The sequence below is a fragment of the Xanthomonas floridensis genome (assembly GCF_001642575.1).
GTDB lineage: Bacteria > Pseudomonadota > Gammaproteobacteria > Xanthomonadales > Xanthomonadaceae > Xanthomonas > Xanthomonas floridensis.
Window position 1 is genome coordinate 1 of the sequence record NZ_LXNG01000026.1, and the last position, 22887, is coordinate 22887.

Genomic DNA, 22887 nt, shown 5'->3' on the forward strand with positions numbered 1-22887 from the left:
ACCTCGCGCCGTGTCTGCTTGCGCTTGCCGTTGTACTCCGCGTCGCCAAAGCTCAGCTGCATCGAGATCGTCCGCTCGGTTCGTTGATCCATTGTGGCAGTATCAGATGGAGTTGTTCAGACCTTCCTTAATGCAGAATCACCGAGTCGCTTGCGGCAAGTCGCCAGCGGTGTTCGATTCTTGCATCGTCCGCACGGTAGCCCAGCGCAATGACCAGGGGGATGACTGCGCCTCTGGGTAGTCCCAACAGCCTGGCGACCTGGCTGGCCGAGAACCCCTCCATCGGGCAGGAGTCGATGCCTTTCGCGGCAGCGGCGAGCATCAGTGTCTGCGCAGCGAAGATGGCATTGCGCGCTGCCCAGTGGCGGCTACCTGTGTGGCCGATGGGCAGCAACGACAGGCTGGGACGTAGTGCCGTAACCAGGAGCAGCAGCGGGGACCACAGGATCGACGAGCCCAGGCCGAGGATCTTCTGGAACATTCCCAATTGCTTGCGATAGTAGGCTTTGGATTCGGCGGGTAGTTCGGATGCGCTTTCGACATAGGCGTGCTGTGCGGCGATCGTGCGCCTGCCCAGCGCAGGACTGGCCACCACCACCACGAAGTCGGCGGCCGAAGCTGCGGCTTTCTGCCCATTGCAGGCCGCTGCCAGCTTTTTCTTCATGGTCGGTGTGCGGATCCAGTGGAGCTGATAGGGCTGAAGATTGCCGCTGGATGGTGCGAGCGAGGCTTCTTGAAGTATGGCCTGGATATCGTGCTCCGGGATGGGTTCTGGTTGAAACTTGCGGATCGCCCTGCGAAAGCGATTCGCGGCCTGGAAGGCGTCCCAATGACGCGGCAGCTGTGTGTTCATGGAGTAAATCGTAAGTTGATGCTTGGCTTTCGAAAACTCACATTCCGGTGCGCTGCTCGCCATGAAGAAGACCGCCCTGAAACCCAGGAAGATTCCCGCGCAGGCGCGCTCCAGAGCCACGGTGGACGCGATCGTCCAGGCCGCGACTTACATTTTGACCAAGGTTGGCTGGGACGGGCTGACCACCAATGCGATCGCAGAGCGCGCCGGCGTTAACATTGCATCGCTGTATCAGTTCTTCCCGAACAAGCAAGCGATCATTGCCGAGCTGCAGCGCCGGCATGCCAACCACACCCATGCGGACCTACGCGAGATCCTGATGAATCTGCCCGAGCAGCCAGCGCTACGCGAGGTGCTCGTGACCCTGGTCAGGCTGCTGATCGACGAGCACCGCATCGCGCCGGCCTTGCATCGAGCGATCCACGATGAGCTGCCGCGCACTGCTCGATTGGCAGAGCATGACAACCAGCCGCTGCGCGACCATTTCATGGAGGCCATCAGGCCATTGATGCGCAACGTGCCGGATCCGGACCTGGCGATTTGCATGGTGAGCATGTCTGCGCATGCAATCATTCATACGGTCACTGCCGAGCGCCCTGCCCTGCTGGACGACCCACACTTTGCGGAGGAATTGGTGACCTTGTTCAATGCGTTTTTGGATCGTCCTGCAGGTTAGCCTTCCTTGAGGACATTGCCAGCTTGATCTGATTGCCCAACACAGGGACGCCTACCGAACCTGCCACCAGCAATGCTGCTGGCTGCACCCCGAGCGTCGGCCGGACCGTCTATACGTCGCTGCAGTCTTGTGAGCAGGCAACGTCCTTGGCAAGCTCGACAACCCACCTCGAACCACTTTTCATTGGGACGCAGCCAGCGATGACACCCTCTCAGGCAGATGCGATTGCGCAGGCAGTGTTGCACAGGGATCCTGCAGATTAGGAAGCGCTCCGCGTGAGACAGGCGAAGACAGCCAGCGAGTTGGCAGACCGCCGCAAGGTGGCCGCACTCGCGTTGATCGGGTTGGCACTGGGCGCAGCGCTCGCTCCGATGGTCGGCACCCACTGGATACGGGTCGGGACGGTCACCAGCCTTTGCGCCGCTGGTGTCGGCTGGATCTGGGTGTCCTGGCGCCGCTCCGGGCGGCGATAGGGCAGCCAGGCGATGCCGGGCATGGTCTTGCGCCCGGCACCCATTCGATCGGCAATGCGTTGCCCGGCACCAGGACTGAAACGCCGGATGCCGCGCTGAGTGAACATCTGCAATGCAATGACTTGAAACCAGGATTCCACCGCCTGTGGTGATGCTGCTGCTGGCCGTGGGTGCCTACGCACTTGCGCGCGCCGCGCCTGCGGCGTTCCCCGGCCTGCCAGTGCATCCGGCGATTGCTGCTGCGCTGGCCTGCGCCGGCCTGGCCCTTAATGGTCTGCCCAAAAGGGTTTTCAGGCGCGCAGGTACGACCGTCAACCCGCTGCATCCGGCGCGGACCACGCAATTGGTGACGCACGGGATCTATCGCTACACGCGCAATCCGATGTATCTGGGACACGCGCTCCTGTTGCTGGCATGGGCGTGTTATCTGCAGCACGCACTCGCGCTGATGGCCGTGCCGTTGTACGTGAGCTATGTGAGCCGGTTCCAGATCAGGCCTGAGGAACGGGCGCTGGCCGGGCGGTTCACCGAGACTTACGCAAGCTATTGCTGGCAGACGCGCAGCTGGCTGTGATCGAGATTTCCGACACTGCCAACCAGTAATGGTCGGCCAACTTTGAGGGGTGACAGGCAATTCCCGGCGCCAACGACGTAGCGAAATTCGCCAACGCATCGCCCGCCGAGCGCGGCGCGCTAGCACCGATAGAGCGGGCAGGCGCGGCTGGCGAGCGCGCACTGCCATCAACGCATGGCCGCGCCCACGCCCCTTGCCAGACGGGATGACGCGCACACCCATGCCACGCGTCTGCCTGACGCCGCGCTCGGCTAGGCCGCCAGGCACGCACCTGCATGCTGCAGCAGTCCATGCGGCGATGCAGCCGACTCAGGCGATCGCGTCGTTGGCTTCGGTCAGGCCGGCGGTCTGGGCGCGATCGAATCGCTCGCGGGCGGCACGGATGCTGGCGTGGTGTTCGCCGGCCCAGTTCAGCAGTTGCGACACCGGGCCCAGCAGCGCGACACCGAGCTTGGAGAGCGCGTACTCCACGCTGGGCGGCTTGGTGGCGTAGACCTTGCGAGTGATCATGCCGTTGCGCTCAAGGTTACGCAGGGTCTGGGTCAGCATCCGCTTGGAGATGTCCGGCACGGCGCGCTGGATGGCGCTGAAGCGGGACGGACCGGGGATCAGCGTCAACAGGATCAGCAAGGTCCACTTGTCGCCGATCTGGTCCAGCACATCGCGCACGGGGCACTTGGTGGCGTCGAAGGGACCTTCCAGGGAAGGCGGCGGCGGGAACAAGGCAATCGCATTCACGGGGTATCTCACGGTAACCAGGGGGAGTAAAACTGCCTTCTTGCGAAGGACCGGGCGGTCCTGACAATAGGCTCGCTGACCACAAGGTCTAGATACTAGACCAAACCTCTTCTCTAAACCTATTGGAGCACGACATGGCACATGCCTCCCCCCTGATCCTTGTCACCGGCGCCAGCGGGCAGCTGGGCGCGCTGGTCGTCGACGCATTGCTGAACCATGTGCCTGCCAGCCGCATCGTAGCAACGGCCCGTGATACGGCGTCACTCGCCGGGTTCGCAAAACGCGACATCACCGTGCGTCAGGCCGACTACGCCGACCCGCACAGCCTGGACCAGGCGTTTGCCGGAGTCGGCCGGGTGCTACTGGTGTCGTCCAATGCCGTTGGCGCACGCGTGCCGCAGCATCGCAATGTGATCGAAACCGCCAAGCGCGCCGGGGTCGAACTGCTCGCCTACACCAGCATCCTGCATGCCGAGACCAGCACGCTGTCGCTGGCCGAAGAGCATGTGGCCACCGAGGCCCTGCTGCGCGACAGCGGCGTGCCGCATGCGCTGCTGCGCAACGGCTGGTACACCGAGAACTACACCGGCGCGATTGCGGCCGAGGTGCAGCACGGTGGGGCAATGGGCAGCTCCGGCGAGGGCAAGATCAGTGCGGCCACGCGCGCGGACTACGCGGCGGCAGCGGCGGCAGTGCTGGCGTCGGACGCGCCGCAGGCCGGGCAGGTCTATGAACTGGCAGGCGATACCGCCTTCACCATGGCCGAGTACGCGGCAGAAGTGTCGCGGCAGTCGGGCAAGCCGGTGGTCTATCACGACCTTCCCGAGGCCGACTACGCCGCGGCGCTGGTGCAGCTGGGCGTGCCGGCCGGGTTTGCGCAAGTGCTGGCGCAGTGCTCGGCGTCCTCGCGCGGCGGCAGCCTGTTCGATGACAGCCACACGCTGAGCCGGCTGATCGGGCGGCCGACCACGCCCTTGCGCGAGACGGTGGCGGCGGCGCTGGCGGCGCACTGAGCAGGCGCGTCGGCGGCCGCCAAATTCGGCCGTCGCTTCCTGGGTGAGCATTCCGCTACGTGATCGCCCGTACCCCATGACCGGAAGCGGGTGCCGACCTGCTTCCGGCGGGATGCCCGAACGCTGGCCCGCACGGTCGCCGGCTTACGCGTGGCTACCACAACGTAGGGAGCGGTCGTCAGGTTGGGGTAGACGGCGTGGACGAACCGAAACGGACGAGGAGCACATGTCGCTCCGAGCATCGGCCGCGCCGGCCTGGCGGTGAGCGAAATAGGTTCAGTAGCCGCTCTTGGCCGCCGCGCCGGCGGTGGCCTCACTCCGCGTGCTGACGACACTGGCGATCCATTGATCGACGTGGTCAAGCTCACTGACCGCCATGTGGTGCGCCGTGGCCCTGTGCAGCTGGTCGGCCAACACACAGGAGGGCGCGCTGGTGTCCGGGAGCCTGCGGCCACCGCTGCACCTGTCGCTCGCGAGCACTGCGCCAGCGTGATCACGCACGGGCCGGGACCTTCCCGCCCTGATGGCGGCAATGCTGCCTTGCGCCGATGCTCCAGCTTGCGCGGGGCGCGTCTTGCGCCGGTCGCATAACTGACACCGTGCGGACACGCTGCTGACACAAGCAGCGCAAGGGACACGCCGCCAGTGTCACCAAACTGACATCAAATCTAAATATAACTGCTGCCATTGCCGCGCCGTCAGGGACGACCGGGCATCTTGATGGAAGGTCCATTGCCGTGTCTGCAGCCCGCTGGCGCACCGGTCCGATCGCTCCACCGACCCCGATTTCCCTTGTACGAGCCGGATCCATGAAAAAACGCAATCTCGCCACCGTCCTGTGCGCCCTGAGCGCGACCGCCAGCGGCAGCACGCTGGCCGCTGAGCTGGAGCTGTACGTCGACCGCAAGACCAAGCAGATCTTCGCCGAGCCCGCGCCGGGCCGCGACAAGCTTGGTAAATTCGTGCAGGTGGACGAAAACGGCAAGCTGCCGGCATCGGCGATGCCCGCCGCACCCGCTCAACCACTGCCACCGGCGCCGGGGGCCACGCCGCCGGCCGATACCGCCATCGCTCAGGCCGCTCCTGCTCCCGCAGCGGCAGCTGCGCCTGCACCGGCCAAGTCGGCCGACGCCGGCAAGAAGTGGTACGACAAGCTGAGCCTGCGTGGCTACACCCAGATCCGCTACAACCAGGGCATCGGCGGCGATGCGCAGGACCTGCGCGCGCCGGGCGACCGCTTCATCGGCAACGACCAGAGCCTTGGCATCCGGCGTGCGCGCCTGGTGCTGAGCGGCGACCTCAACGAGCACGTGTCGCTGTATTTCCAGCCGGATTTTGCGAGCACGCCGACCGGTTCCACCACTTCCAACTTCGCGCAGCTGCGCGATGCGTACGCCGACATCTTCTTCGACAAGAAGCGCGAGTATCGCGTGCGCGTGGGCCAGTCGAAGATGCCGTATGGCTGGGAAAACCTGCAGTCCAGCCAGAACCGCCTCACCCTGGATCGCGCCGATGCGCTCAACTCCGGCCTGCGCGACGAGCGCGATATCGGTGCGGTGTTCTACTACAGCCCCACCGTGGCCAAGGGACGCTTCCAGGACCTGGTCAAGTCCGGCCTGAAGGGCTCCGGCGATTACGGTGTATTGGGCGCGGGCGTTTACAACGGCCAGGGCGCCAACCGTGCCGAGCGTAACGACGGCATGCATGCGGTGGTGCATGCCACCTACCCGTTCAAGTTCGCCAATGGCCAGTACCTGGAAGTGGGCGCCGATGCCTACAGCGGGCGCTTCGTACCAACTGCGGCGGCGGTGAACATCGGCGGCCGCAGCTTCACCCCGGCCATCACCGACCCGAACGGCTATACCGATCAGCGCGTGGCCGCGCACGTCATCTACTACCCGCAGCCATTCGGCCTGCAGGCCGAGTGGACGGTGGGCCGCGGCCCGGAGCTGGATGTGGCGCAGCGCCGTATCCGTACCCGCTCGTTGAGTGGCGGTTATGTGCAGGCGATGTTCAAGCACGATTTCAATTACGGCACCCTGCTGCCGTACCTGAAATGGCAAACCTACCGCGGCGGCTCCAAGTTCGACACCAATGCACCGCGCATGCGCCTGGACGAAGTGGAAGCCGGTGTCGAATGGCAGCCGATGGATGCGCTGGAACTGGTGTTTGCGTATTCGAAGATGAAGCGCACCGATGTCACCACTGCGCCGTATCCGGTGGTGGAAGGCGATCTGCTGCGGTTGCAGTTGCAGGTCAACTACTGAGGCAGTTCACGCGGCCTGCGCCGCACGCTCCAGATCAACGTTGGACATGCTGCAACGCTGCCGTGCCGGTACTGCAAACGCCCCGCTCTCTGCGGGGCGTTTGCGTTGCGACGCTGCGAGTTGTGGTGCAGATGTGGTGGTACGGCATGCAGTGCAATGCTGCACAACGTCAAGGTCAGTGGCGGTTGCTGCACATTAAGGCATCTGGCTGCGCACCCCTTCGTGCGGCAATGACATGTCCATGACACGGTGTCAGCATCGCATTACCTTGCGGTTGTCCGTGCCTGCGAGGCTGGTGCAAGCGCGATAGTGCGCCATTGCATGCGCTGCGATGCCCTGCCGTCCAGTATCGCGGCGTGCCTGTCTGCCACTGAGGTGCACATCGCAACGCAGCCACGCCCTGTCGCAGATCGCTGCATCAGCGCCTACGCGGTTTCGCGGTCGAAGGTTTCCCGCGCTTTGGCGATGGCACGCTGATTGTCGAGCGTCCAGGCGCATAGCAATTGAATTGGTTCTTTCAGACGCAGGCCGAGCGGAGTGATGCGGTATTCCACCGCAATCGGCGAGCGCACGATGACCGTGCGCGCGATGATGCCGTTGCGCTCCAGCCGACGCAGGCACTGGGTCAAGGCCTTTTGCGAAACGCCTTCGAGATTGCGCTTGATGGCATTGAAGCGCAGCGGCGTCACCAGCAGGCAGGCCAGCACCATCACCGACCATTTGTCCGCCAGTTGCTCCAACGTCTCGCGGCCCGGGCAGTCGAATCTGAAGGCGGGCTGCGGCATCGCTGTGTTCATTGCAAGTGTCTCGCGGGATACCTGGTGGATGAGTGGTGCCTGATTGACATCAGGTTTACCGAATATACCTTGTGAAGTGTCCCGCGACCATCGCCTGCACAGCCTTGCGACCGGGACAGCATCGCCTGCCGACACCTGTTTGCGGCAGACGCCTCCGGCCACCTGGCTACCTCACCCAGCGAGACATGCATCATGAAAGCAGTACGGTTTCACCAGCACGGCGGCGCCGACGTGCTGATCTACGAAGACGTTCCGCAGCCGCAGCCCGGCAATGGCGAAGTGCTGATCAAGATCGAAGCGGTCGGCCTGAACTTTGCCGACGTCATGCGTCGGCGCGGCGATTACATCGAGGCGTCGCCACTGCCGTACACCCTCGGGAGCGAGGTAGCCGGCACGATCGCCGCGCTCGGTGAAGGCGTCGCTGGACTGGACGTGGGCATGGCGGTGCTGGCCACGCCGGGCGTGGGCGGCTACGCGCAGTACATCGCCTTCCCCGCCGCGCTGGTGGTGCCGCTGCCTCCCGGCGTGAGCGCGGTGCAGGCCGCCGCAGTGGTCGCGCACGGGCTCACTGCCGGCATCGCGTTGCGGCATGCCGCGCGGCTGGCACCGGGCGAGACGGTGTTGATCGAAGCGGCGGCCGGCGGCGTGGGTTCGTTCGCGGTGCAACTGGCCAAGCTGTATGGCGCCGGCAAGGTCATCGCTGCGGCCAGTTCGCCGGAAAAACGCGCACTGGCCGAACGCCTGGGCGCCGATGCCTCGGTGGACTACACCGCACCCGGCTGGTCCGAGCAGGTGCTGGCGCTGACCGATGGACGCGGCGTGGATGTCGTCCTGGAAAGTGCCGGCGGCGACAATGTCGGCGAAGGGCTGGCGGCGCTGGCACCGTTCGGGCGCATGGTGTTCCTGGGCCAGTCCAGCGGCAAGACCGCATTGATCGACCCCTGGCAGCTCACGCTGAAAAACCACACGGTCACCAGCTTCTACATCGGCGGCTATCAGGCCCAGCCCGGGCTGATGCAGGAGGTACTGGGCGAGATCATGGGCTTCATCATGACCGGCAAACTGGCCCCGCAGATCGGCACGGTGTTGCCGCTGGCACAGGCCGCGCAGGCGCACCGACTACTGGAAGGTCGCCAGACCACCGGCAAAGTGGTGCTGGAGCCCTGGGCGGAGTAACCGCGGCAGGTACAACGACCGCCCCGTTGACCGGCTGCAGTCGCAGTCGCAGTCGCAGTCGATGGACAGCGCATCAAACGACCTCCCCGAAGCGGCAGCCGGTCCTGGCATCGATTGCGCGCCTGGATGGAACTGAAGAAGGGGCTGATCACCACCGCGCCGGCCAGTCCCTGCGGCACCGACAGCGTCCGTCGATGGCAGTCGCTGCCGGTGATGCGGATGACGACGAAGCAAAGACGCACGTTCGCATGCAGCGCCGCGCGATAGCGCTGCGACGAGTGCGGGATGATCGCGCTGCGGCTACGCATACCGTGCGCAAGCCGGATGTATCTGCAGTGCAACGATCACCGTTGCGCGACCTCGCAGCAGACCACGAAAACCCGAGTACTACGTGTCGTCGGCGCAGGCAGCGGGTGCCTTCAAAGCGACACGCACGCGCCTCAGTCGGCGGTGCCTGGCATCGTGTGTCGGCGTGTCGCTTCGGTACCCCTCCGGCGTCTTCGCAACCGGCCGGTCTTCGCTCGACGCGCCAGGAACGAAGTCCGACGTGCGTTCTGCCACATCGTTTGTCAAAGCGGCCGCGACCGCCTCTTCATCCCTGACGCTCTTCCCGGCTCGCCCTCGCCCTGCGCTGCTGTGTCCATTGCCTGGGCGCCGCCGCGCGTCCACGCTCCCTGGTCGGAACCGCGTCACCGGTGCGTGTGGCATGCTCGCATGCATCGCGGGTCGTGGCGGTCGGCAACGCTCCTGTGCCAACGGTCGATGGCACGGCCGTTTGATTCTTCATTCAGGCCGATCCGCTTCGCGGTGCGGCCTTGCTCGGGGCTCGGACTTCACGGCAGGCAGCATGGCGACCACCAAGACACTCGCAACGTTCGACGACATCCTGTCCATTGCAAAAGCGGAGCCGCGCCTGGTTTGCGAGTCGTTGCGCCGCACGATCGTTTCGCTGCACAGCGAGGTTGTCGAGCTTGCATGGCCAAAACTCAAAATCATCAGCTTAGGCATTGGCCCCAGGAAGATGACCGAGCACTATGCCTACCTCTCGGTCCACGACGCCTACGTCAACCTGGGTTTCTATCATGGCACCTCGCTTGCGGATCCGCACGGCATCATGCAAGGGACCGGCAAGGCACTACGCCATGTCAAGGTTCGAGCTGTCTCGACGAGCAGCAGTGCACCCGTCATCGAGCTACTGCAGTTGGCGATCGCCGATCGCAAGCGGCATGCACATCGCGCCTGACCAGCCGCATGGGCAGACGGGCGCGAATCGGTGCGGCACGGCGGCGCGCGAATACGCGGCAACGATCGCCTGGCCCGGGCGTGAGGTTCGCAGTTCATCCCCGCCAACCGCGGGGCCAAGAGCGGCTAACGAAACTACTGCGGAGCCGCCAGGCGGGCACGGCCGGTGCTCGGAATCGGCATGTACCACTCGTACACTCCAATTCCTCCGCGCCGTCCACACCCGCCTGCAGACTGCTCGCTACGTTTTGTCAGCCACTCCAAGTCCGCATTCAAGCCGGCGTCGCCGCGCGCGCAGGCCGACGTCCGACGATCGGCGATACACAAGCATCCGAGAGGTGAAACCATGAGCAAGGTATTCGTCAGTATCGGCCTTAGCCTTGATGGCTACATGGCGCCGGAGGGCATGACCATGGACGACCCCGAGCACAAGAACTGGGGAGCCAAATGGGGCGCGATGATGGGTTGGCTGATCACATCGCAGTCCTTTCGCCAGCACGTCCTCAAGCTTGCATCGGGCGGTACGACCGGCCCGGTCAACGACATGGTCCGCAGCACCTTCGCACGCATCGGCGCCAACATCATGGGCAAGCGCATGTTCGACCAAGGCGAGGTTGCATGGCCAGAGGAGGCCCCGTTTCACACACCGGTCTACGTACTGACCCACGAGAAACGCGAGCCCTGGGTGCGCCCCGGCGGAACGACCTTCCACTTCATCAACGACGGGCCGGAACGTGCGCTGGAACTGGCTCGCGAATCGGCAGGCAGCCGTGATGTTCGTATTGCCGGTGGCGCGGCTGTGATCCAGCAGTATCTGACCCTGGGCGCTGTCGACGAGCTGGAGATTGCGTTGGCACCGGTCCTATTCGGCGGCGGACGACGTCTGTTCGAACACCTCGGCGAGCCCGGGACACAATTGCGTATCGACAAGGTCTTTGACGGGCCTGCGGCCACACACCTACGCTACGTGCGGCAATGAGCTGGGGCATGCTCATCCATCAGGCGGGACGCCACCACGCGTCTGTTGCCAACCATTCGACCTGGAGAACGTGCATGGGGTGCTGGGGTATCGGTTCTTTTGAAAACGACACAGCCGCAGATTGGGTCTGTGACCTCACCAAGAGTGGCGACTTGTCGCTCGTTCGCGAGGCAGTTGCAGCAGTGCTTGCTGCCGATAGCGCTGTGGATGCGACCGACGCAACCACTGCGTTGGCGGCCATCGAAGCGATCGTTGCAGCCTTGGGACGCCCGACAGCCGAGGCGCTGGATGAGCCGGATGTCGTGGAATGGATCGCCAGGGTGAAGCCGCTCCCTGACGCCCAGTTGGCCAGCGACGCCGCGCAGGCGATCGATCGCATTCTTGGACCAACCTCGGAGTTGCGCGAGTTGTGGGAGGACACCGATGCCTTCGACGACTGGCAAGCGGACGTGCGTGGTTTGCGGTCCCGGCTGCAGGCCTGACGCTTCATGCGATCCGAGGCCGCCTCGCAGCGCGGCGGCGGCGTTAGATGCGCCAGATGCGGCGGCCACCTTCCAGGATCCCTTCCGGCTGTTGCATCTGCCGGGAGGGTATTGCCGGCCCATCCGGACCGCCGGGTCAACCTGGGCGTTGCCGCGTCTGAGAACCTTGATGACATCCGGGCGGATAGGCCGGCGGTGTGGCCGGTCGCTGCCTGGCAGTTCCTTCCGGCCAGATTCGCGGCGCGACTCGCCTGGCGCACCGGCTAGCCACGCAGGGAGCACAGATGCAAACGGGGTGGCACCCTGCGCTGCCCGTTGTCGCTTCAACCCATGGCCGCATCGCTACCCCGATGCTGCAGCAGCCCGTAATCGCTGCCGCTACAGCGTCACCACGACCTTGCCTTTGACGCGACCGGTGTCTACATGCGCCAGCGCTTCTTGCGTGCGCGCGAGCGGATACACCGTGTCGATCACCGGGCGCAATGCACCGCTGTCGAGCAGCGCTGCCAACGTCCGCAGCTGCGGACCATCGCCGCGCATGAACAGGAACGTGTAGGAGACCTGCCGCTGCCTGGCCTGCGCACGCACCTTGCGGCTGAGCAGGCGCATCACCAGCCTGAGCGGAAACGCCAGGCCGAGCTGCTGCGCGAATGCGGGGGTCGGCGGACCGGACAGCGAGATCAGGCTCCCGCCGGGCTTGAGCAGCTGCAGCGACTTGAGCAGCGTCGGCGTATCCAGGCTATGCAGCACCACGTCGTAATCGCGCACCAGCGCCTGGAAATCCTGCTGCGTGTAGTCGATCACCAGATCGGCACCCAACGCCTTGACCCACTCCACATTGGCAGTGCTGGTGGTGGCGGCCACATACGCTCCCAGATGCTTGGCCAGCTGGATCGCGATGGTACCCACGCCACCGGAGCCGGCATGGATCAACACCTTCTGCCCCGGCTTGAGCGCAGCAGTTTCCACCAGTGCCTGCCAGGCGGTCAGGCCGACCAGCGGAAACGATGCGGCCTGCTCCATGCTCAGGCTGGCCGGTTTGGGTGCCACCACTGCCGCATCGATCGCCACGTACTCGGCCAGGGTGCCGATGCGGCCCGGCTCGATCTTGGCGAACACCGCATCGCCGACCGCGATGTCGCGCACCGCGGTGCCGACCTGCGTCACCACGCCGGCCACATCGTTGCCCAGCACGAACGGCGTCTTGAACGGCAGCAGCAGTTTGAATTCGCCATCACGCACCTTGGCGTCCAGCGGGTTGAGGCTTGCTGCGCTGACCTTGATCAACACATCGTTGGGGCGCAGCTGCGGCATCGGCATGTCGCCGATCCGCACCGGGCCATGTGTCTTGTACTGATCGACGATGACGGCTTTCATGCGTGCTCCCCACAGGCGCGTGCGCGCATCTTGGCATCGGTGCGATCGATCCTGCGCATCATGCGCGCGCTCCGGCAGCGGATGCGCCGCTGGCGCGGGCCGGCGATGCGACCTGATCCAGCTTGAGTTCCTTGCGCAGCGCCTTGCCGAGCATGCGGTTGGGCAGCAGGCGACGCAGCAGGCTCAGCTGCCAGGCCACCTTGCCGGCGGTGTAGCGCGCCTTCGGTTGCGGATCCTGCGCTGCTTTCACCACCACCTCGGCCACCACGCTCGGCGCGTCGGCCTTGCGCATCACCTCAGCGACGTGCGCGGCCAGATGCGTACGCAGGTCGCGGTAGATCTCCAGTGGCGCATCCGGCTGCAGCGAATTGGCATCGAACGGCGTCCTGGTGTACGCCGGCTCGATCACCGAGACCCGGATACCCCAATCGCGCAGTTCGTGATCCAGCGATTCGCTATAGCCTTCGACCGCATGCTTGCTGGCCACATACAGCGCCGTGTATGGAATCGGCACCAGCCCCAGCACCGAACCGATGTTGAGGATGCGCCCACCGCCTTGCTTGCGCATCTGGCCGATCACCGCATTGCTCATGCGCACGGTGCCGAAGAAGTTGGTGTCGAACACCGACTGCGCCTGCGCGATGGAGCTCTCTTCGGCTGCGGCGGGCGCGACGCTGAAGCCGGCATTGTTGACCAACAGGTCCAGACGGCCTTCCTTGCGCAGCAGGGTGTCGATGGCGGCGGTCACCGACGCGTCGCTGGTGACATCCAGCGACAGCATCTGCACCCCGGGCGTCGTGGAGCGGCCGCCGCGGCGGCTGGTGCCATAGACGGTATAGCCGGCCTGGGCCAGGTGGGCGGCGGTGGCTTCACCGATGCCGGAGGAGGCTCCGGTCACGAGCGCGATCTTGCGGTTCATAGCTGGCGGTTCTCAGGTGATGTGTGGAAGCAAGCCATGCAGGCGCTGCCGTCGCACGGGGGGTGGTGGAAAGCCGCGGCTGCGGCGGATGGCTGTCTGTACATCCAAAATATTACGAACATCATATTTATGACCAAGGACGAACGCGGGCGCGTTGCTCAGGCTGCGTCGAAGTGGTCGAGGGCCGCCTTGCGCATCGCGGCCGACAATGCGGGATCGTCCACGGCACGCGCCAGCATCAAGGTGCCGGCCATGGCGCACACCGTCACCAGTGCCCGCGCATGCGCCTGCGGCGTTCCCCAGTCCGGCGATTGGCGGGCAGCCAGGTCGATCATTTCCTTGATGCGGCGCGTTGCCGCCTGCCGGACTGCCGGTGCCTGCCGGTGCATTTCCGACCCCAGCGCGGCGATCAGACAGCCGGATTCGACGTTGCCAACGTGCCCATCGGAGAGATACGCCCGCATCAGCGCCTGCGCTGCCTGCTCCGGCGGCGCGGCGGCCGCGATCTGCGCGGAGACGGCCACCGTCTGTGCCCCGGCATGGTCGGCAGCCTCGGCGAGCAACGCCTCGCGCGATGCGAAGTGCGCATAGAAGCCACCGTGGGTCAGCCCGGCCTCTTTCATGATGTCGGCCACGCCGGTGCCGTCGTAGCCGGTGCGCCGGATCGCACGCGCAGCGACTTCGACGATACGTGCATGGCTGTCGGCCTTGCGGCCTGACGATGCGCGGGAACTTGGCGAGGTCTTTTTCATGATGGTCATCATACATAAGGTCGGTCGCAATGGAAGCCGCACCGGCTGCTGTCCGACGAGCGGTAGGACGCCGGGTCAGGGCCGCCTTTCAGAACCCGCCGGCATCTCGGCAGCGCAGACAAAGGGAAGGGAGGCAGCCGTTCGCTTCCATGAAGCGATTGCATTGCGATACGCGTCTATCTGATCGACCGATAGGCGAAGTCGGGCTCGCGCATGCCGCACCGCGCATGCATGCGATGAAGTCACGCGGGGCCCTGGCTTGGCGCTGTGGCAATCCAGCAATCCAGCAAAAGCATGGTGCCAGAATCTGTCACCACCGCTTTCTACACTGGGCGCCCAACACGAGGAGTGTCCTGGTGACCCTCTCCATCCGCTGCTGCATTACCGACCCCGCAGCGTCAAGCGCACGCGCCGCGCGCGCGCCCACACGAATGCCCTCGCGTACGGCCAAGTGCGCGCTCTACCGCGCAAGCCGGCCTTTTGTCGGCCGCCGAACCGGGCCTGCCGCCCGTCCCGGCAGCCCGGTCGACCAACGGGGCGTGCATCCCGCCTGCCAGACCGCCTGCGCACCTGCCGCTACCACCACCGGAGCACCGCCCCAATGAAACGCCTTCAATACAACCGCTACGGTGGCCAGGACGTCATGCAGCTGGCCGACTTCACGCTTGCTGCGCCGGCAAAAGGCCAGGTCGCGGTGAAGGTGAAGTACGCCGCGATCAATCCGGTCGACTGGAAGATGCGCAACGGCGTCATGAAGATCGTGACCGGGCGGAACTTTCCGCGTGCGATGGGCATGGATTTCTCGGGCGTGGTGCTGGCGGTGGGCGAAGGCGTCACCCGCTTCACGCCCGGCGATGCGGTGTTCGGCCTGGCACGCTTCAAGGAGTGCGGCGCGCTGGCCGAGGCGGTGATCACCACCGAAGAAAATCTGGTCAAAAAACCCGATAGCGTCTCCTACGAAAATGCCGCGTGCCTGGGCACGCCGGGGGTTACCGCGTGGAATGGTCTGGTCGACAAGGCTGCGCTAAAGAAAGGCCAGCATGTGTTCGTCAACGGCTGCGCCGGCGCGGTGGGCGAAGCGGCGGTGCAGCTGGCGCAGCTTTTGGGCGCCACCGTGTCAGGGAGTTGTAGCGCGGGATCGATGGAGCGGGCCCGATCGCTGGGCCTGAAACAGGTCTACGATTACAGGGTGACCCAACCGACAGATATCCGTGAGCGCTTCGACGTGATCTTCGACACCTCCGCCGTCATGAAGGCAGCTGCGGGATTGGCGCTGCTGCGCGACAAGCGCGGCAGCTTGCTGGATCTGGAACCGGACCTGGGCAAGTTCGCCCGCGCCGTGGTGGACCGCCGCTTCAAGCTGGTGTTCTGCAAACCGTCCGCCGCCATCCTGGCCTACCTCGCCAACGCAGCCGAAGCCGGAACCTTTGGCCTGCCGATCGGCGAGATCGTTCCGTTGGAAGGCGCCATCGGCCTGATGAACGCCCTGGAATCCGGCCAGAAACGCCCTGGCAAGGGCTTGGTCAGGATGGACTGACATGGCGCGCAGTCAGCGCCTGTTCGATCTCTTGCAAGTGTTGCGTCGACACCGCGGCACGGTGTCCGGACGCACGCTTGGGCAAGAACTTGGCGTGTCGCTGCGCACGATCCGGCGCGATATTGCCACCCTGCAGGCGATGGGCGCCGATGTCGAGGGAGAGGCGGGCGTGGGATACATCCTGCGACCAGGCTTTGTGCTCCCGCCGCTGGCCTTCACCGAAGAAGAGATTCGTGCGCTGGTCACTGGCGCGCAGTGGGTCAGCCGCCAGAGCGACGATGCGATGACCCAAGCGGTGCAGAACGCACTGGCAAAACTCGACGGCGTGATCTCGCAGGAGATGCGCCTGGCGCTGGACGACAGCGCGCTGTACATCAGCCGGGGCCAGCAGCCAGAGTCCATCGTGGACCTTGGCAAGATCCGCAAGGCGCTGCATGCGCAACGCAAGCTGCGCATCGGCTATACGAGCAAGGCCGGCGTGGTATCGGAGCGCACGATCTGGCCGATCATGCTGGGCCTGGTCGATGCACGATGGAAGATCGCCGCATGGTGCGAGGCCTGTGGCGATTTCCGCATCTTCCGCGCAGAAGCCATCGACAGGATCGATTATCTGCAGGAGCCCTATCAGGGCAATCGCCACCAGCTGGTGAAGCAGTGGCGCGCCAGCGATAGCCACCCATGCAGGCAAGGCGATTGCTGAGCGCGGACCATCGCCCGCTAGACGCGGCTGACAAGACGACGCGGGTAGTCGTCAGGTGGGTGCGGACGACGTGCTCAGGACCGGAATGTACGAAATAGATGCCGCACCGAGCAGCGCCCACGCCCGCCTGGTGGTGAGCACGGTAGTTGTGCTGGCTGCTCTAAATCGAACGCTATCGCAGCCAAACGTCGCTGGTGGCGTTTGCAACATGCAACCACCACCAGCGACGTGACCCACTAACTAGCGGTGATTCATGCGCTCGAACAAGGCCTCACCCAAACGACGGGTGTCGGCCGAAATCCCGATCAGTACCTCGTCCTTGTCGTCTTCCAGCTGGGCGATGGCCTCGATGGCAAACTGCTCAGCAGGCATCATGTTGCGCGTTGCGGTCCCTGCACTGCGCGTGCCGCCCCCCAGCCCGGTGTCCACGATCGGCGGAGCGATCTCGATCACGCGCACGGCGCTGCCTTTCAACTGGTGACGCAGACTCAAGGTGAAGGAGTGCAGCGCCGCCTTGCTGGCGCAGTAGACCGGCACATCGGCCATCGGCGAGAACGCCAGCCCCGAGGTGATGTTGATGATGGCCGCATTCTGTTGCTGCTGCAGCAACGGCAGCAGCTCGGCGATCAGATGGATCGGCGCGGTCAGGTTGATGGCGATCTCCTGATCCAGGTTGGCCACAGCATCGGTGCCGGTGAAGTCGCGATGCTGTTGCACACCGGCATTGTTGATCAGGATGTTGCAGTGCGGATGGTGTGCCCGTAACCAGTCCACCAATGCATGGCGACTTGCCGTGTCGGTGATATCGCAGACCTGGGTGATCAGTGCGGGCAGCGTGTCCTTGGCCTGGCGTAATGCCTCAGCGTTGCGTCCACAGACGATGACGGTGTTGCCCTGCTCCACCAGCGCGCGTGCGAGCGCAAAGCCGATGCCGGTGGCACCGCCGGTGATCAAGAGGGTGTTTGAGGTGAGATTCATGCGCAATATCCTTCCAGGGTCAGTGGAGGCGCGCCGATGATGGGTCGTGAGAGATCACCGGGCACACCTCGTTCCGGCAATGCCGGTCTCGGTGTCGCGGATACCCTCAGCGGGAGAGCTTGCCACCCGGATGGATGGATGACCGGGCTACCATCCGGCCTGCACTCTTTCGACCCCGCAACTCTAGCGAGGCAGTGCAACGCGGGCAATCGGGCAGGCCACACGGACGTACCTAGGTTCAGCATCGGCACTGTGTCGGCTGTGCGTCCCGACCGCGATCCGCTGGCCGGCTACGTCACGATGGCGCGCGGTCGTCGGGCCGGAAGCGTGGATATGTCCGCCGCAGGGAATGACCAGGTGGCTCGCCACCGACGCGCCTGCGCCTGTACCTGGATGCAGTGGTGTCCGTGGCAATCGATGGACACGCTGGAACTGCTGTTGGCGTACCCCAGGCTGAAGCGCAGCGACGTCACTGCCGCCCTGTTTCCATTGACAGAAGGCGACCTGCTGCGGGTGCAGTTGCAGATCAATTGCCGCGCTCTGCAACCTGATGAACGACAACGTGCCCTCGCGTGCACAGGCTCGAAATTGGTGCATCTCCGATGTCGCTCACCAGCTGCTACGGCAGGATGGAGCGCGCATCGCCACCGTGCGTCGGCCATTGATCCACACAAGTACCCGCGTGCTAGCCCGCCGCCAGTTCTGCACGAATGATGTCTGCACCTGCACTAAGAGCCTTGAGCTTGCCTCTTGCGACGTCACGGGCAAGCGGCGCCATCCCGCAGTTGGTGGACGGGTAGAGCTTGTCGGCATCGACAAACCGGAGCGCCTTGCGCAGCGTGTCAGCCACCTCCTGCGGTGTTTCGATCGTATTGCTTGCCACGTCGATGGCGCCGACCATCACCTTCTTGCCGCGGACCAGTTCGATCAGATCGATCGGCACGTGCGAGTTGTGGCACTCCAGCGAAATGATGTCGAGTGAGGATGTCTGCAGCTTGGGGAACGACTCCTCGTACTGGCGCCACTCCGAGCCCAGGGTCTGCTTCCAGTCGGTATTGGCCTTGATGCCGTAGCCATAGCAGATATGGACGGCGGTCTCGCACTTAAGTCCTTCGACTGCGCGTTCCAGGGTCGCAACACCCCAGTCGTTGACTTCGTCGAAGAAGACATTGAAGGCCGGCTCGTCGAACTGGATGATGTCCACGCCGGCGGCTTCGAGTTCCCTGGCCTCCTGATTGAGGATCCTGGCAAATTCCCAGGCCAGCTTTTCGCGGCTTTTGTAGTGCGCGTCAAAGAGCGTATCGATCATGGTCATGGGACCGGGCAGCGCCCATTTGATCGGCTGCCGGGTTTGCTGGCGCAAGAACTTCGCATCGTCGACGAAGACCGGCTTGGGCCGGCTCACCGCGCCCACCACGGTCGGCACGCTGGCATCGTAACGGTCGCGGATCCTGACCGTCTCGCGCTTTTCGAAATCGACACCGCTGAGGTGTTCGATGAAGGTGGTGACGAAATGCTGGCGGGTCTGTTCGCCATCGCTGACGATATCGATGCCGGCGTGCTGCTGTTCCTGCAGCGACAGGCGCAATGCATCCTGCTTGCCTTCGATCAGTTGTCCGTCCTGCAGCTTCCAGGGCGACCAGAGTTTCTCCGGTTGCGCGAGCCAGGACGGCTTGGGCAGGCTGCCGGCGGTTGAGGTGGGGAGCAGCTTTTTCATGATGAGTGGTGTCTTGCCTTGGGGGATCAGGAAGCGTGGCGGGACGCCCATTGCTCGAGCAGGTTGCCGTAGGGCCGGATGAAGTGTTCCTCGGTGAATTTGCCCTGCGTCACCGCGAGCTGGCTACGCTCTTCCCGGTCGTAGACGATCCGGGTGGACGAATAATCCTGGTGTTTCAGGCTCGGCTGGTAGATCGCACCTGCTGCGGAATTGGCGTTGTAGATTTCTGGCCGGTAAATCTTCTGGAAGGTTTCCATCGTGCTGATGGTGCCGATCAGCTCCAGGCTGGTGTAGTCACCGAGCAAATCACCGAAGAAGTAAAACGCCAGCGGGGCAACACTGTTCGGCGGCATGAAATAGCGCACCTTCAGGCCCATCTTTTCGAAATACTGATCGGTCAGCGAAAACGCATCCTGCCTGTATTCAATACCCAGGATGGGGTGCCGGTTTCCGGTGCGGTGATAGGTTCTGCTGGTGGAGACGCTGATGCAGATGACCGGCGGCTTGTTGAAGCGCGCGGTGTAGGCGTCCGAGTGCACGAAGTGCTTGAACAGGGTGCCGTGCAGGTGGCCGAAATCCTCGGGGATGTTGAAACCGGAGCTGTCCTGATTGTGCGCTGGCAGCAGCACGCTGAAATCGTAGTCGCGCACGTAGGACGAAAAATTATTGCCCGCAATGCCATCGATGCGGGCACCGGTGTGTTGATCGACGATGGAAGGCTTCAATATCTCGATCAACGGAAAGGCATCGCCCGCGTCACGGCCACCGATGTGCATCTCGGCTGAGATGATGTCGAGCTCGACAGCGTAGCGGTCACGCGTGGGGTTATCCCAGTGGGCCAGATCGTTGAAGCGGTTGTTGATCATCGCCAGCGTGTTACGCAGATTCTCCCGACGACGCTGCCCTCTGGCCAGGTTCGCGAAGTTGGTGGTGTTGCGCGTGGTGGCCGAGGGTTGGTAGTCCTCGTCGAACCGGAGGCTCTTGATGGTGAAGGTGAATTGTTGAGTCATTGCAGCTGACGCCTTGTTTCTTTGAATGGGACGCGCGCCCTGCGGCGCAGCGGTGGGTGCCGGCTGGATGCGCGCCCGGCATCTGGAGCAGCCGGCACGCACCAAACAATCCTGTCGCGGCAGGCGCAGGTGGCCCGCCGTGCAGCCATGAGGCCGGTAGCGCTCAGGCCGCGGCCACCGCAGTTGCGGCGCTGGCCGGTGCCTGCCGCGTCAATGCGATCAGTGGCAGTGCCCGTTGCACCGCCAACCTGGCCCGCTCGGCAAGGGCATCGTTGTGCACGCGGTAGTCCAGGAAATCCCGGTCGGTCGCGTAGACGCCCAGCGGCAACGTGCGTGCCTGGAAGAAGCTGAAAAGCGGCCGCAATTGATGCTCGATCACCAGTGCATGACGGTCGCTGCCTCCGGTCGCCGCCAGCAATACCGGGGTGTCGATGAGGGCATCCTGATGGATGAAATCAAAGAAGTGCTTGAACAACCCGGTGAACGAGCCGCGATACACCGGCGTTGCCACCACCAGCACGTCTGCCTGCTCTACGGCGGCAAGTTCCTGCTCCACCGTTGCATGCAGCTGCGAGCGCCACAGCGCGCCGGCAAAGTGCGGTGCCAACGCCCCCAGTTCGACCAGATGTGGCTCGCACGGTAGGTCGCCGCCGATCAGGGCCATCAGGTGGTGTGCCAGCGCGGCGGCCTTGGAGGGACGCTGCAGCCCGCCAGAGACGGCAACAACGCGGAGTGGAGGTGGCAGGGTTGCAGTCATGCGGAGGGACCTGAGCAGTGGGGAAGCGCGTTCGCCGCCAGAACAGGCAGGCCCGACCTCGGGTGATGCTGATGCGGGCAGGCCCAGAGGCGGCGAATGACGACGAACCCGATGCTAGGGGTCGCATTTGATGAAGTAAAATGGTGTTATTTCAACAATCCATGAATTCGGATCATCTGAATGCTTGAGCGCATCCATCTCACCATTGTCCAGCAGGTCGAGCAGCAGGGCTCGCTGACCGCCGCCGCGGGCGTGCTGAACCTGACCCAGTCCGCACTGAGCCACAGCATGAAAAAGCTGGAGCAGCAGCTGGGCACCGACGTCTGGCTGCGCGAGGGACGCAGCCTGCGGTTGACCCAGGCCGGGCAATACCTGCTGGCCGTGGCGAACCGGGTGCTGCCGCAGCTGGCCCTGGCCGAAGAGCGCCTCGGGCAGTTTGCGCAGGGCGAACGCGGCGCGCTGCGCATCGGCATGGAGTGCCATCCCTGCTACCAATGGCTGCTCAAGCTGGTGTCGCCTTATCTGGCCACGTGGCCGGATGTGGATGTGGACGTGAAGCAGAAGTTCCAGTTCGGCGGCATTGGCGCGTTGTTTGGCTACGAGATCGATTTGCTGGTCACCCCCGACCCGCTGTTCAAGCCCGGGCTGAGGTTCGAGCCGGTGTTCGACTACGAGCAGGTGCTGGTGGTGGCCAAGGGCCATGCGCTGGCGTCAGCCGCCTACGTCAAGCCGCAGCAGCTGACCCGCGAGGTACTCATCAGCTACCCCGTGGACCTGGAACGCCTGGATATCTACAGCCAGTTTTTGCTACCGGCCGGTGTCACGCCGCGCCGCCACAAGGCCATCGAGACCACCGACATCATGATGCAGATGGTGGCCAGTGGCCGCGGCGTGGCCGCCATGCCGCGCTGGCTGGTGGAGGAATACGCCTCCAGGATGGAGGTGGTGCCGGTGCGGCTGGGCGCGCGCGGCATCCCCAAGCAGATCTTCCTGGGCGCACGCGAGGCCGATATCGCCATCGACTACCTGCGCGCCTTCATCGAACTGGCCCGCCAGCCTGCCAATGCCATCGCCACGACACCCGGAGCCCACTGATGGACACCACCGCAACGCGCGCGCCACTTCCCCTGCCTGCCGGCCACGACAAGGTGTTGCTGCATTCCTGCTGCGCGCCATGCTCCGGCGAGGTGATGGAAGCCATGCTGGCGTCCGGCGTCGACTACACCATCTTCTTCTACAACCCCAATATTCATCCTCGCAAGGAGTACGAGCTGCGCAAGGACGAGAACATCCGCTTTGCCGAGCAGTGCGGCGTGCCCTTCGTCGATGCCGACTACGATCGGGACAACTGGTTCGCGCGGGCCCGCGGGATGGAGAACGAACCAGAGCGCGGCGTGCGTTGCACCATGTGCTTCGACATGCGCTTTGAACGCACCGCGCTGTATGCGCACGAGCACGGCTTCCCGGTGATCACCAGCTCCCTGGGCATCTCGCGCTCGAAGAACATGCAGCAGATCAACGACTGCGGCGTCCGCGCTGCGGCGAAGTATCCCGGCTTGATGTACTGGGACTACAACTGGCGCAAGGGCGGCGGTTCCTCGCGCATGGTCGAGATCAGCAAGCGCGAGAACTTCTACCAGCAGGAATACTGCGGCTGCGTCTACTCGCTGCGCGACACCAATCGACACCGCGTGGAAAGCGGGCGCCATCGCATACAACTGGGCATGAAATTCTACGGCGATGCGGAACAGGACGATTGAGTGCAAGCGGGTCTTGGGGCGCGACCGGGATTTCGACGTGTTCTCTGGCTCCCTGCCCGCTCGATCAGGGCTGACGCAGCGGCGCAGCCACTCACCACCACAGGACGGCA

At 64.4% G+C, this 22887-nt stretch carries 23 protein-coding genes, 3 other RNA genes and 1 pseudogene; 14 read left to right on the forward strand and 13 right to left on the reverse strand.

The window, feature by feature from the left end:
- Positions 1 to 127 precede the first annotated feature (127 nt).
- Complete coding sequence (locus tag A7D17_RS15435; protein WP_064509902.1) at positions 128 to 853, reverse strand: nitroreductase family protein; 726 nt, start codon at positions 851 to 853, stop codon at positions 128 to 130.
- A gap of 61 nt (positions 854 to 914) precedes the next feature.
- On the opposite strand from A7D17_RS15435, the gene A7D17_RS15440 reads away from it, so the two are divergent.
- Complete coding sequence (locus tag A7D17_RS15440; RefSeq protein ID WP_064509903.1) at positions 915 to 1529, forward strand: TetR/AcrR family transcriptional regulator; 615 nt, start codon at positions 915 to 917, stop codon at positions 1527 to 1529.
- A 259-nt stretch (positions 1530 to 1788) separates the two neighbouring features.
- Here the strand turns inward: A7D17_RS15440 and A7D17_RS15445 are convergent, their stop codons facing one another.
- Positions 1789 to 2109 (reverse strand): hypothetical protein, encoded by a 321-nt coding sequence (locus tag A7D17_RS15445; protein WP_153041968.1) that lies wholly within the window; start codon positions 2107 to 2109, stop codon positions 1789 to 1791.
- Positions 2110 to 2153: 44 nt separating this feature from the next.
- Between A7D17_RS15445 and A7D17_RS15450 the strand changes: the two genes are divergently transcribed.
- A complete protein-coding gene (locus tag A7D17_RS15450) occupies positions 2154 to 2576 on the forward strand; it encodes a methyltransferase family protein (protein WP_064509905.1) in 423 nt (140 codons plus the stop codon).
- 309 nt (positions 2577 to 2885) lie between these two features.
- Here the strand turns inward: A7D17_RS15450 and A7D17_RS15455 are convergent, their stop codons facing one another.
- The gene (locus tag A7D17_RS15455; protein ID WP_064509906.1) at positions 2886 to 3314 is read right to left on the reverse strand and encodes a winged helix-turn-helix transcriptional regulator; all 429 of its coding nucleotides are present in this window, start codon (positions 3312 to 3314) and stop codon (positions 2886 to 2888) included.
- A 134-nt stretch (positions 3315 to 3448) separates the two neighbouring features.
- Here A7D17_RS15455 and A7D17_RS15460 point away from each other — a divergent pair, with 134 nt between their 5' ends.
- Positions 3449 to 4327, forward strand: a complete 879-nt coding sequence (locus A7D17_RS15460; RefSeq protein ID WP_064509907.1) for an SDR family oxidoreductase — start codon at positions 3449 to 3451, stop codon at positions 4325 to 4327.
- A 152-nt stretch (positions 4328 to 4479) separates the two neighbouring features.
- Here the strand turns inward: A7D17_RS15460 and A7D17_RS15465 are convergent.
- Positions 4480 to 4555: non-coding RNA, sX9 sRNA (locus A7D17_RS15465), on the reverse strand.
- A gap of 581 nt (positions 4556 to 5136) precedes the next feature.
- Between A7D17_RS15465 and A7D17_RS15475 the strand changes: the two genes are divergently transcribed.
- Positions 5137 to 6594 (forward strand): OprO/OprP family phosphate-selective porin, encoded by a 1458-nt coding sequence (locus A7D17_RS15475; protein ID WP_064509909.1) that lies wholly within the window; start codon positions 5137 to 5139, stop codon positions 6592 to 6594.
- A 425-nt stretch (positions 6595 to 7019) separates the two neighbouring features.
- Here the strand turns inward: A7D17_RS15475 and A7D17_RS15480 are convergent, their stop codons facing one another.
- On the reverse strand, positions 7020 to 7553 hold the full coding sequence (locus A7D17_RS15480) for a winged helix-turn-helix transcriptional regulator (RefSeq protein WP_239692221.1): 534 nt from the start codon (positions 7551 to 7553) through the stop codon (positions 7020 to 7022).
- 30 nt (positions 7554 to 7583) lie between these two features.
- Between A7D17_RS15480 and A7D17_RS15485 the strand changes: the two genes are divergently transcribed.
- From A7D17_RS15485 to A7D17_RS15505, 5 genes are all read left to right on the forward strand, one after another.
- Positions 7584 to 8567 carry a quinone oxidoreductase family protein gene (locus tag A7D17_RS15485; RefSeq protein ID WP_064509911.1) on the forward strand — a complete coding sequence of 328 codons (984 nt, stop codon included), beginning with the start codon at positions 7584 to 7586 and terminating at the stop codon, positions 8565 to 8567.
- An 847-nt stretch (positions 8568 to 9414) separates the two neighbouring features.
- Positions 9415 to 9810 (forward strand): hypothetical protein, encoded by a 396-nt coding sequence (locus tag A7D17_RS15490; protein ID WP_064509912.1) that lies wholly within the window; start codon positions 9415 to 9417, stop codon positions 9808 to 9810.
- A gap of 180 nt (positions 9811 to 9990) precedes the next feature.
- Positions 9991 to 10066: non-coding RNA, sX9 sRNA (locus A7D17_RS15495), on the forward strand.
- Between the two features lie 89 nt (positions 10067 to 10155).
- Positions 10156 to 10788, forward strand: a complete 633-nt coding sequence (locus A7D17_RS15500; protein ID WP_064509913.1) for a dihydrofolate reductase family protein — start codon at positions 10156 to 10158, stop codon at positions 10786 to 10788.
- An 8-nt stretch (positions 10789 to 10796) separates the two neighbouring features.
- A complete protein-coding gene (locus tag A7D17_RS15505) occupies positions 10797 to 11270 on the forward strand; it encodes a DUF4259 domain-containing protein (protein WP_161946554.1) in 474 nt (157 codons plus the stop codon).
- A 378-nt stretch (positions 11271 to 11648) separates the two neighbouring features.
- Here A7D17_RS15505 and A7D17_RS15510 read toward each other — a convergent pair whose 3' ends face one another.
- The 3 genes from A7D17_RS15510 to A7D17_RS15520 form a co-directional block, all read right to left on the reverse strand.
- Entirely contained in the window at positions 11649 to 12647 is a 999-nt protein-coding gene (locus tag A7D17_RS15510; RefSeq protein ID WP_064509914.1) for an NADP-dependent oxidoreductase, read from the reverse strand.
- Positions 12648 to 12705: 58 nt separating this feature from the next.
- Complete coding sequence (locus A7D17_RS15515; protein ID WP_239692222.1) at positions 12706 to 13545, reverse strand: oxidoreductase; 840 nt, start codon at positions 13543 to 13545, stop codon at positions 12706 to 12708.
- 179 nt (positions 13546 to 13724) lie between these two features.
- The gene (locus A7D17_RS15520) at positions 13725 to 14318 is read right to left on the reverse strand and encodes a TetR/AcrR family transcriptional regulator (RefSeq protein WP_239692223.1); all 594 of its coding nucleotides are present in this window, start codon (positions 14316 to 14318) and stop codon (positions 13725 to 13727) included.
- Between the two features lie 259 nt (positions 14319 to 14577).
- On the opposite strand from A7D17_RS15520, the gene A7D17_RS15525 reads away from it, so the two are divergent.
- Positions 14578 to 15855, forward strand: a complete 1278-nt coding sequence (locus tag A7D17_RS15525) for an alcohol dehydrogenase catalytic domain-containing protein (RefSeq protein ID WP_204377364.1) — start codon at positions 14578 to 14580, stop codon at positions 15853 to 15855.
- A gap of 1 nt (position 15856) precedes the next feature.
- Positions 15857 to 16555 (forward strand): helix-turn-helix transcriptional regulator, encoded by a 699-nt coding sequence (locus A7D17_RS15530; protein ID WP_064509918.1) that lies wholly within the window; start codon positions 15857 to 15859, stop codon positions 16553 to 16555.
- 25 nt (positions 16556 to 16580) lie between these two features.
- On the opposite strand, the gene A7D17_RS15535 is transcribed toward A7D17_RS15530, so the two are convergent.
- Positions 16581 to 16655, reverse strand: a non-coding RNA gene (locus A7D17_RS15535) — sX9 sRNA.
- 140 nt (positions 16656 to 16795) lie between these two features.
- Positions 16796 to 17533, reverse strand: coding sequence for an SDR family oxidoreductase (locus tag A7D17_RS15540; protein WP_064509919.1), 738 nt, complete (start codon positions 17531 to 17533; stop codon positions 16796 to 16798).
- 408 nt (positions 17534 to 17941) lie between these two features.
- Here A7D17_RS15540 and A7D17_RS25270 point away from each other — a divergent pair.
- A pseudogene (locus A7D17_RS25270) lies at positions 17942 to 18064 on the forward strand (porin); the annotation flags it as partial.
- 154 nt (positions 18065 to 18218) lie between these two features.
- On the opposite strand, the gene A7D17_RS15545 reads toward A7D17_RS25270, so the two are convergent.
- The 3 genes from A7D17_RS15545 to msuE all read right to left on the reverse strand — a co-directional run bounded on the left by A7D17_RS15545 (position 18219) and on the right by msuE (position 21017).
- Positions 18219 to 19250, reverse strand: a complete 1032-nt coding sequence (locus A7D17_RS15545) for a methionine synthase (protein ID WP_064509942.1) — start codon at positions 19248 to 19250, stop codon at positions 18219 to 18221.
- Between the two features lie 26 nt (positions 19251 to 19276).
- Positions 19277 to 20260 carry a DUF1852 domain-containing protein gene (locus A7D17_RS15550; protein WP_064509920.1) on the reverse strand — a complete coding sequence of 328 codons (984 nt, stop codon included), beginning with the start codon at positions 20258 to 20260 and terminating at the stop codon, positions 19277 to 19279.
- 163 nt (positions 20261 to 20423) lie between these two features.
- Positions 20424 to 21017 (reverse strand): FMN reductase, encoded by a 594-nt coding sequence (msuE, locus tag A7D17_RS15555; RefSeq protein ID WP_064509921.1) that lies wholly within the window; start codon positions 21015 to 21017, stop codon positions 20424 to 20426.
- A gap of 180 nt (positions 21018 to 21197) precedes the next feature.
- On the opposite strand from msuE, the gene A7D17_RS15560 reads away from it, so the two are divergent.
- Both A7D17_RS15560 and A7D17_RS15565 read left to right on the forward strand, forming a co-directional pair.
- Entirely contained in the window at positions 21198 to 22112 is a 915-nt protein-coding gene (locus A7D17_RS15560) for a LysR family transcriptional regulator (protein WP_064509922.1), read from the forward strand.
- Positions 22112 to 22777 carry an epoxyqueuosine reductase QueH gene (locus tag A7D17_RS15565; RefSeq protein WP_064509923.1) on the forward strand — a complete coding sequence of 222 codons (666 nt, stop codon included), beginning with the start codon at positions 22112 to 22114 and terminating at the stop codon, positions 22775 to 22777. Before A7D17_RS15560 ends, A7D17_RS15565 begins: the two co-directional genes overlap by 1 nt.
- The last annotated feature ends 110 nt before the right edge of the window (positions 22778 to 22887 follow it).

Bases quoted from the DNA above. Each gene is read 5' to 3' on its own strand.
- A7D17_RS15435 (WP_064509902.1), bottom strand. From the start codon at position 853: ATGAACACACAGCTGCCGCGTCATTGGGACGCCTTCCAGGCCGCGAAT.
- A7D17_RS15440 (WP_064509903.1), top strand. From the start codon at position 915: ATGAAGAAGACCGCCCTGAAACCCAGGAAGATTCCCGCGCAGGCGCGC.
- A7D17_RS15445 (WP_153041968.1), bottom strand. From the start codon at position 2,109: ATGTTCACTCAGCGCGGCATCCGGCGTTTCAGTCCTGGTGCCGGGCAA.
- A7D17_RS15450 (WP_064509905.1), top strand. From the start codon at position 2,154: ATGCTGCTGCTGGCCGTGGGTGCCTACGCACTTGCGCGCGCCGCGCCT.
- A7D17_RS15460 (WP_064509907.1), top strand. From the start codon at position 3,449: ATGGCACATGCCTCCCCCCTGATCCTTGTCACCGGCGCCAGCGGGCAG.
- A7D17_RS15475 (WP_064509909.1), top strand. From the start codon at position 5,137: ATGAAAAAACGCAATCTCGCCACCGTCCTGTGCGCCCTGAGCGCGACC.
- A7D17_RS15485 (WP_064509911.1), top strand. From the start codon at position 7,584: ATGAAAGCAGTACGGTTTCACCAGCACGGCGGCGCCGACGTGCTGATC.
- A7D17_RS15490 (WP_064509912.1), top strand. From the start codon at position 9,415: ATGGCGACCACCAAGACACTCGCAACGTTCGACGACATCCTGTCCATT.
- A7D17_RS15500 (WP_064509913.1), top strand. From the start codon at position 10,156: ATGAGCAAGGTATTCGTCAGTATCGGCCTTAGCCTTGATGGCTACATG.
- A7D17_RS15505 (WP_161946554.1), top strand. From the start codon at position 10,797: ATGCTCATCCATCAGGCGGGACGCCACCACGCGTCTGTTGCCAACCAT.
- A7D17_RS15510 (WP_064509914.1), bottom strand. From the start codon at position 12,647: ATGAAAGCCGTCATCGTCGATCAGTACAAGACACATGGCCCGGTGCGG.
- A7D17_RS15520 (WP_239692223.1), bottom strand. From the start codon at position 14,318: ATGAAAAAGACCTCGCCAAGTTCCCGCGCATCGTCAGGCCGCAAGGCC.
- A7D17_RS15530 (WP_064509918.1), top strand. From the start codon at position 15,857: ATGGCGCGCAGTCAGCGCCTGTTCGATCTCTTGCAAGTGTTGCGTCGA.
- A7D17_RS15540 (WP_064509919.1), bottom strand. From the start codon at position 17,533: ATGAATCTCACCTCAAACACCCTCTTGATCACCGGCGGTGCCACCGGC.
- A7D17_RS15545 (WP_064509942.1), bottom strand. From the start codon at position 19,250: ATGAAAAAGCTGCTCCCCACCTCAACCGCCGGCAGCCTGCCCAAGCCG.
- A7D17_RS15550 (WP_064509920.1), bottom strand. From the start codon at position 20,260: ATGACTCAACAATTCACCTTCACCATCAAGAGCCTCCGGTTCGACGAG.
- msuE (WP_064509921.1), bottom strand. From the start codon at position 21,017: ATGACTGCAACCCTGCCACCTCCACTCCGCGTTGTTGCCGTCTCTGGC.
- A7D17_RS15560 (WP_064509922.1), top strand. From the start codon at position 21,198: ATGCTTGAGCGCATCCATCTCACCATTGTCCAGCAGGTCGAGCAGCAG.
- A7D17_RS15565 (WP_064509923.1), top strand. From the start codon at position 22,112: ATGGACACCACCGCAACGCGCGCGCCACTTCCCCTGCCTGCCGGCCAC.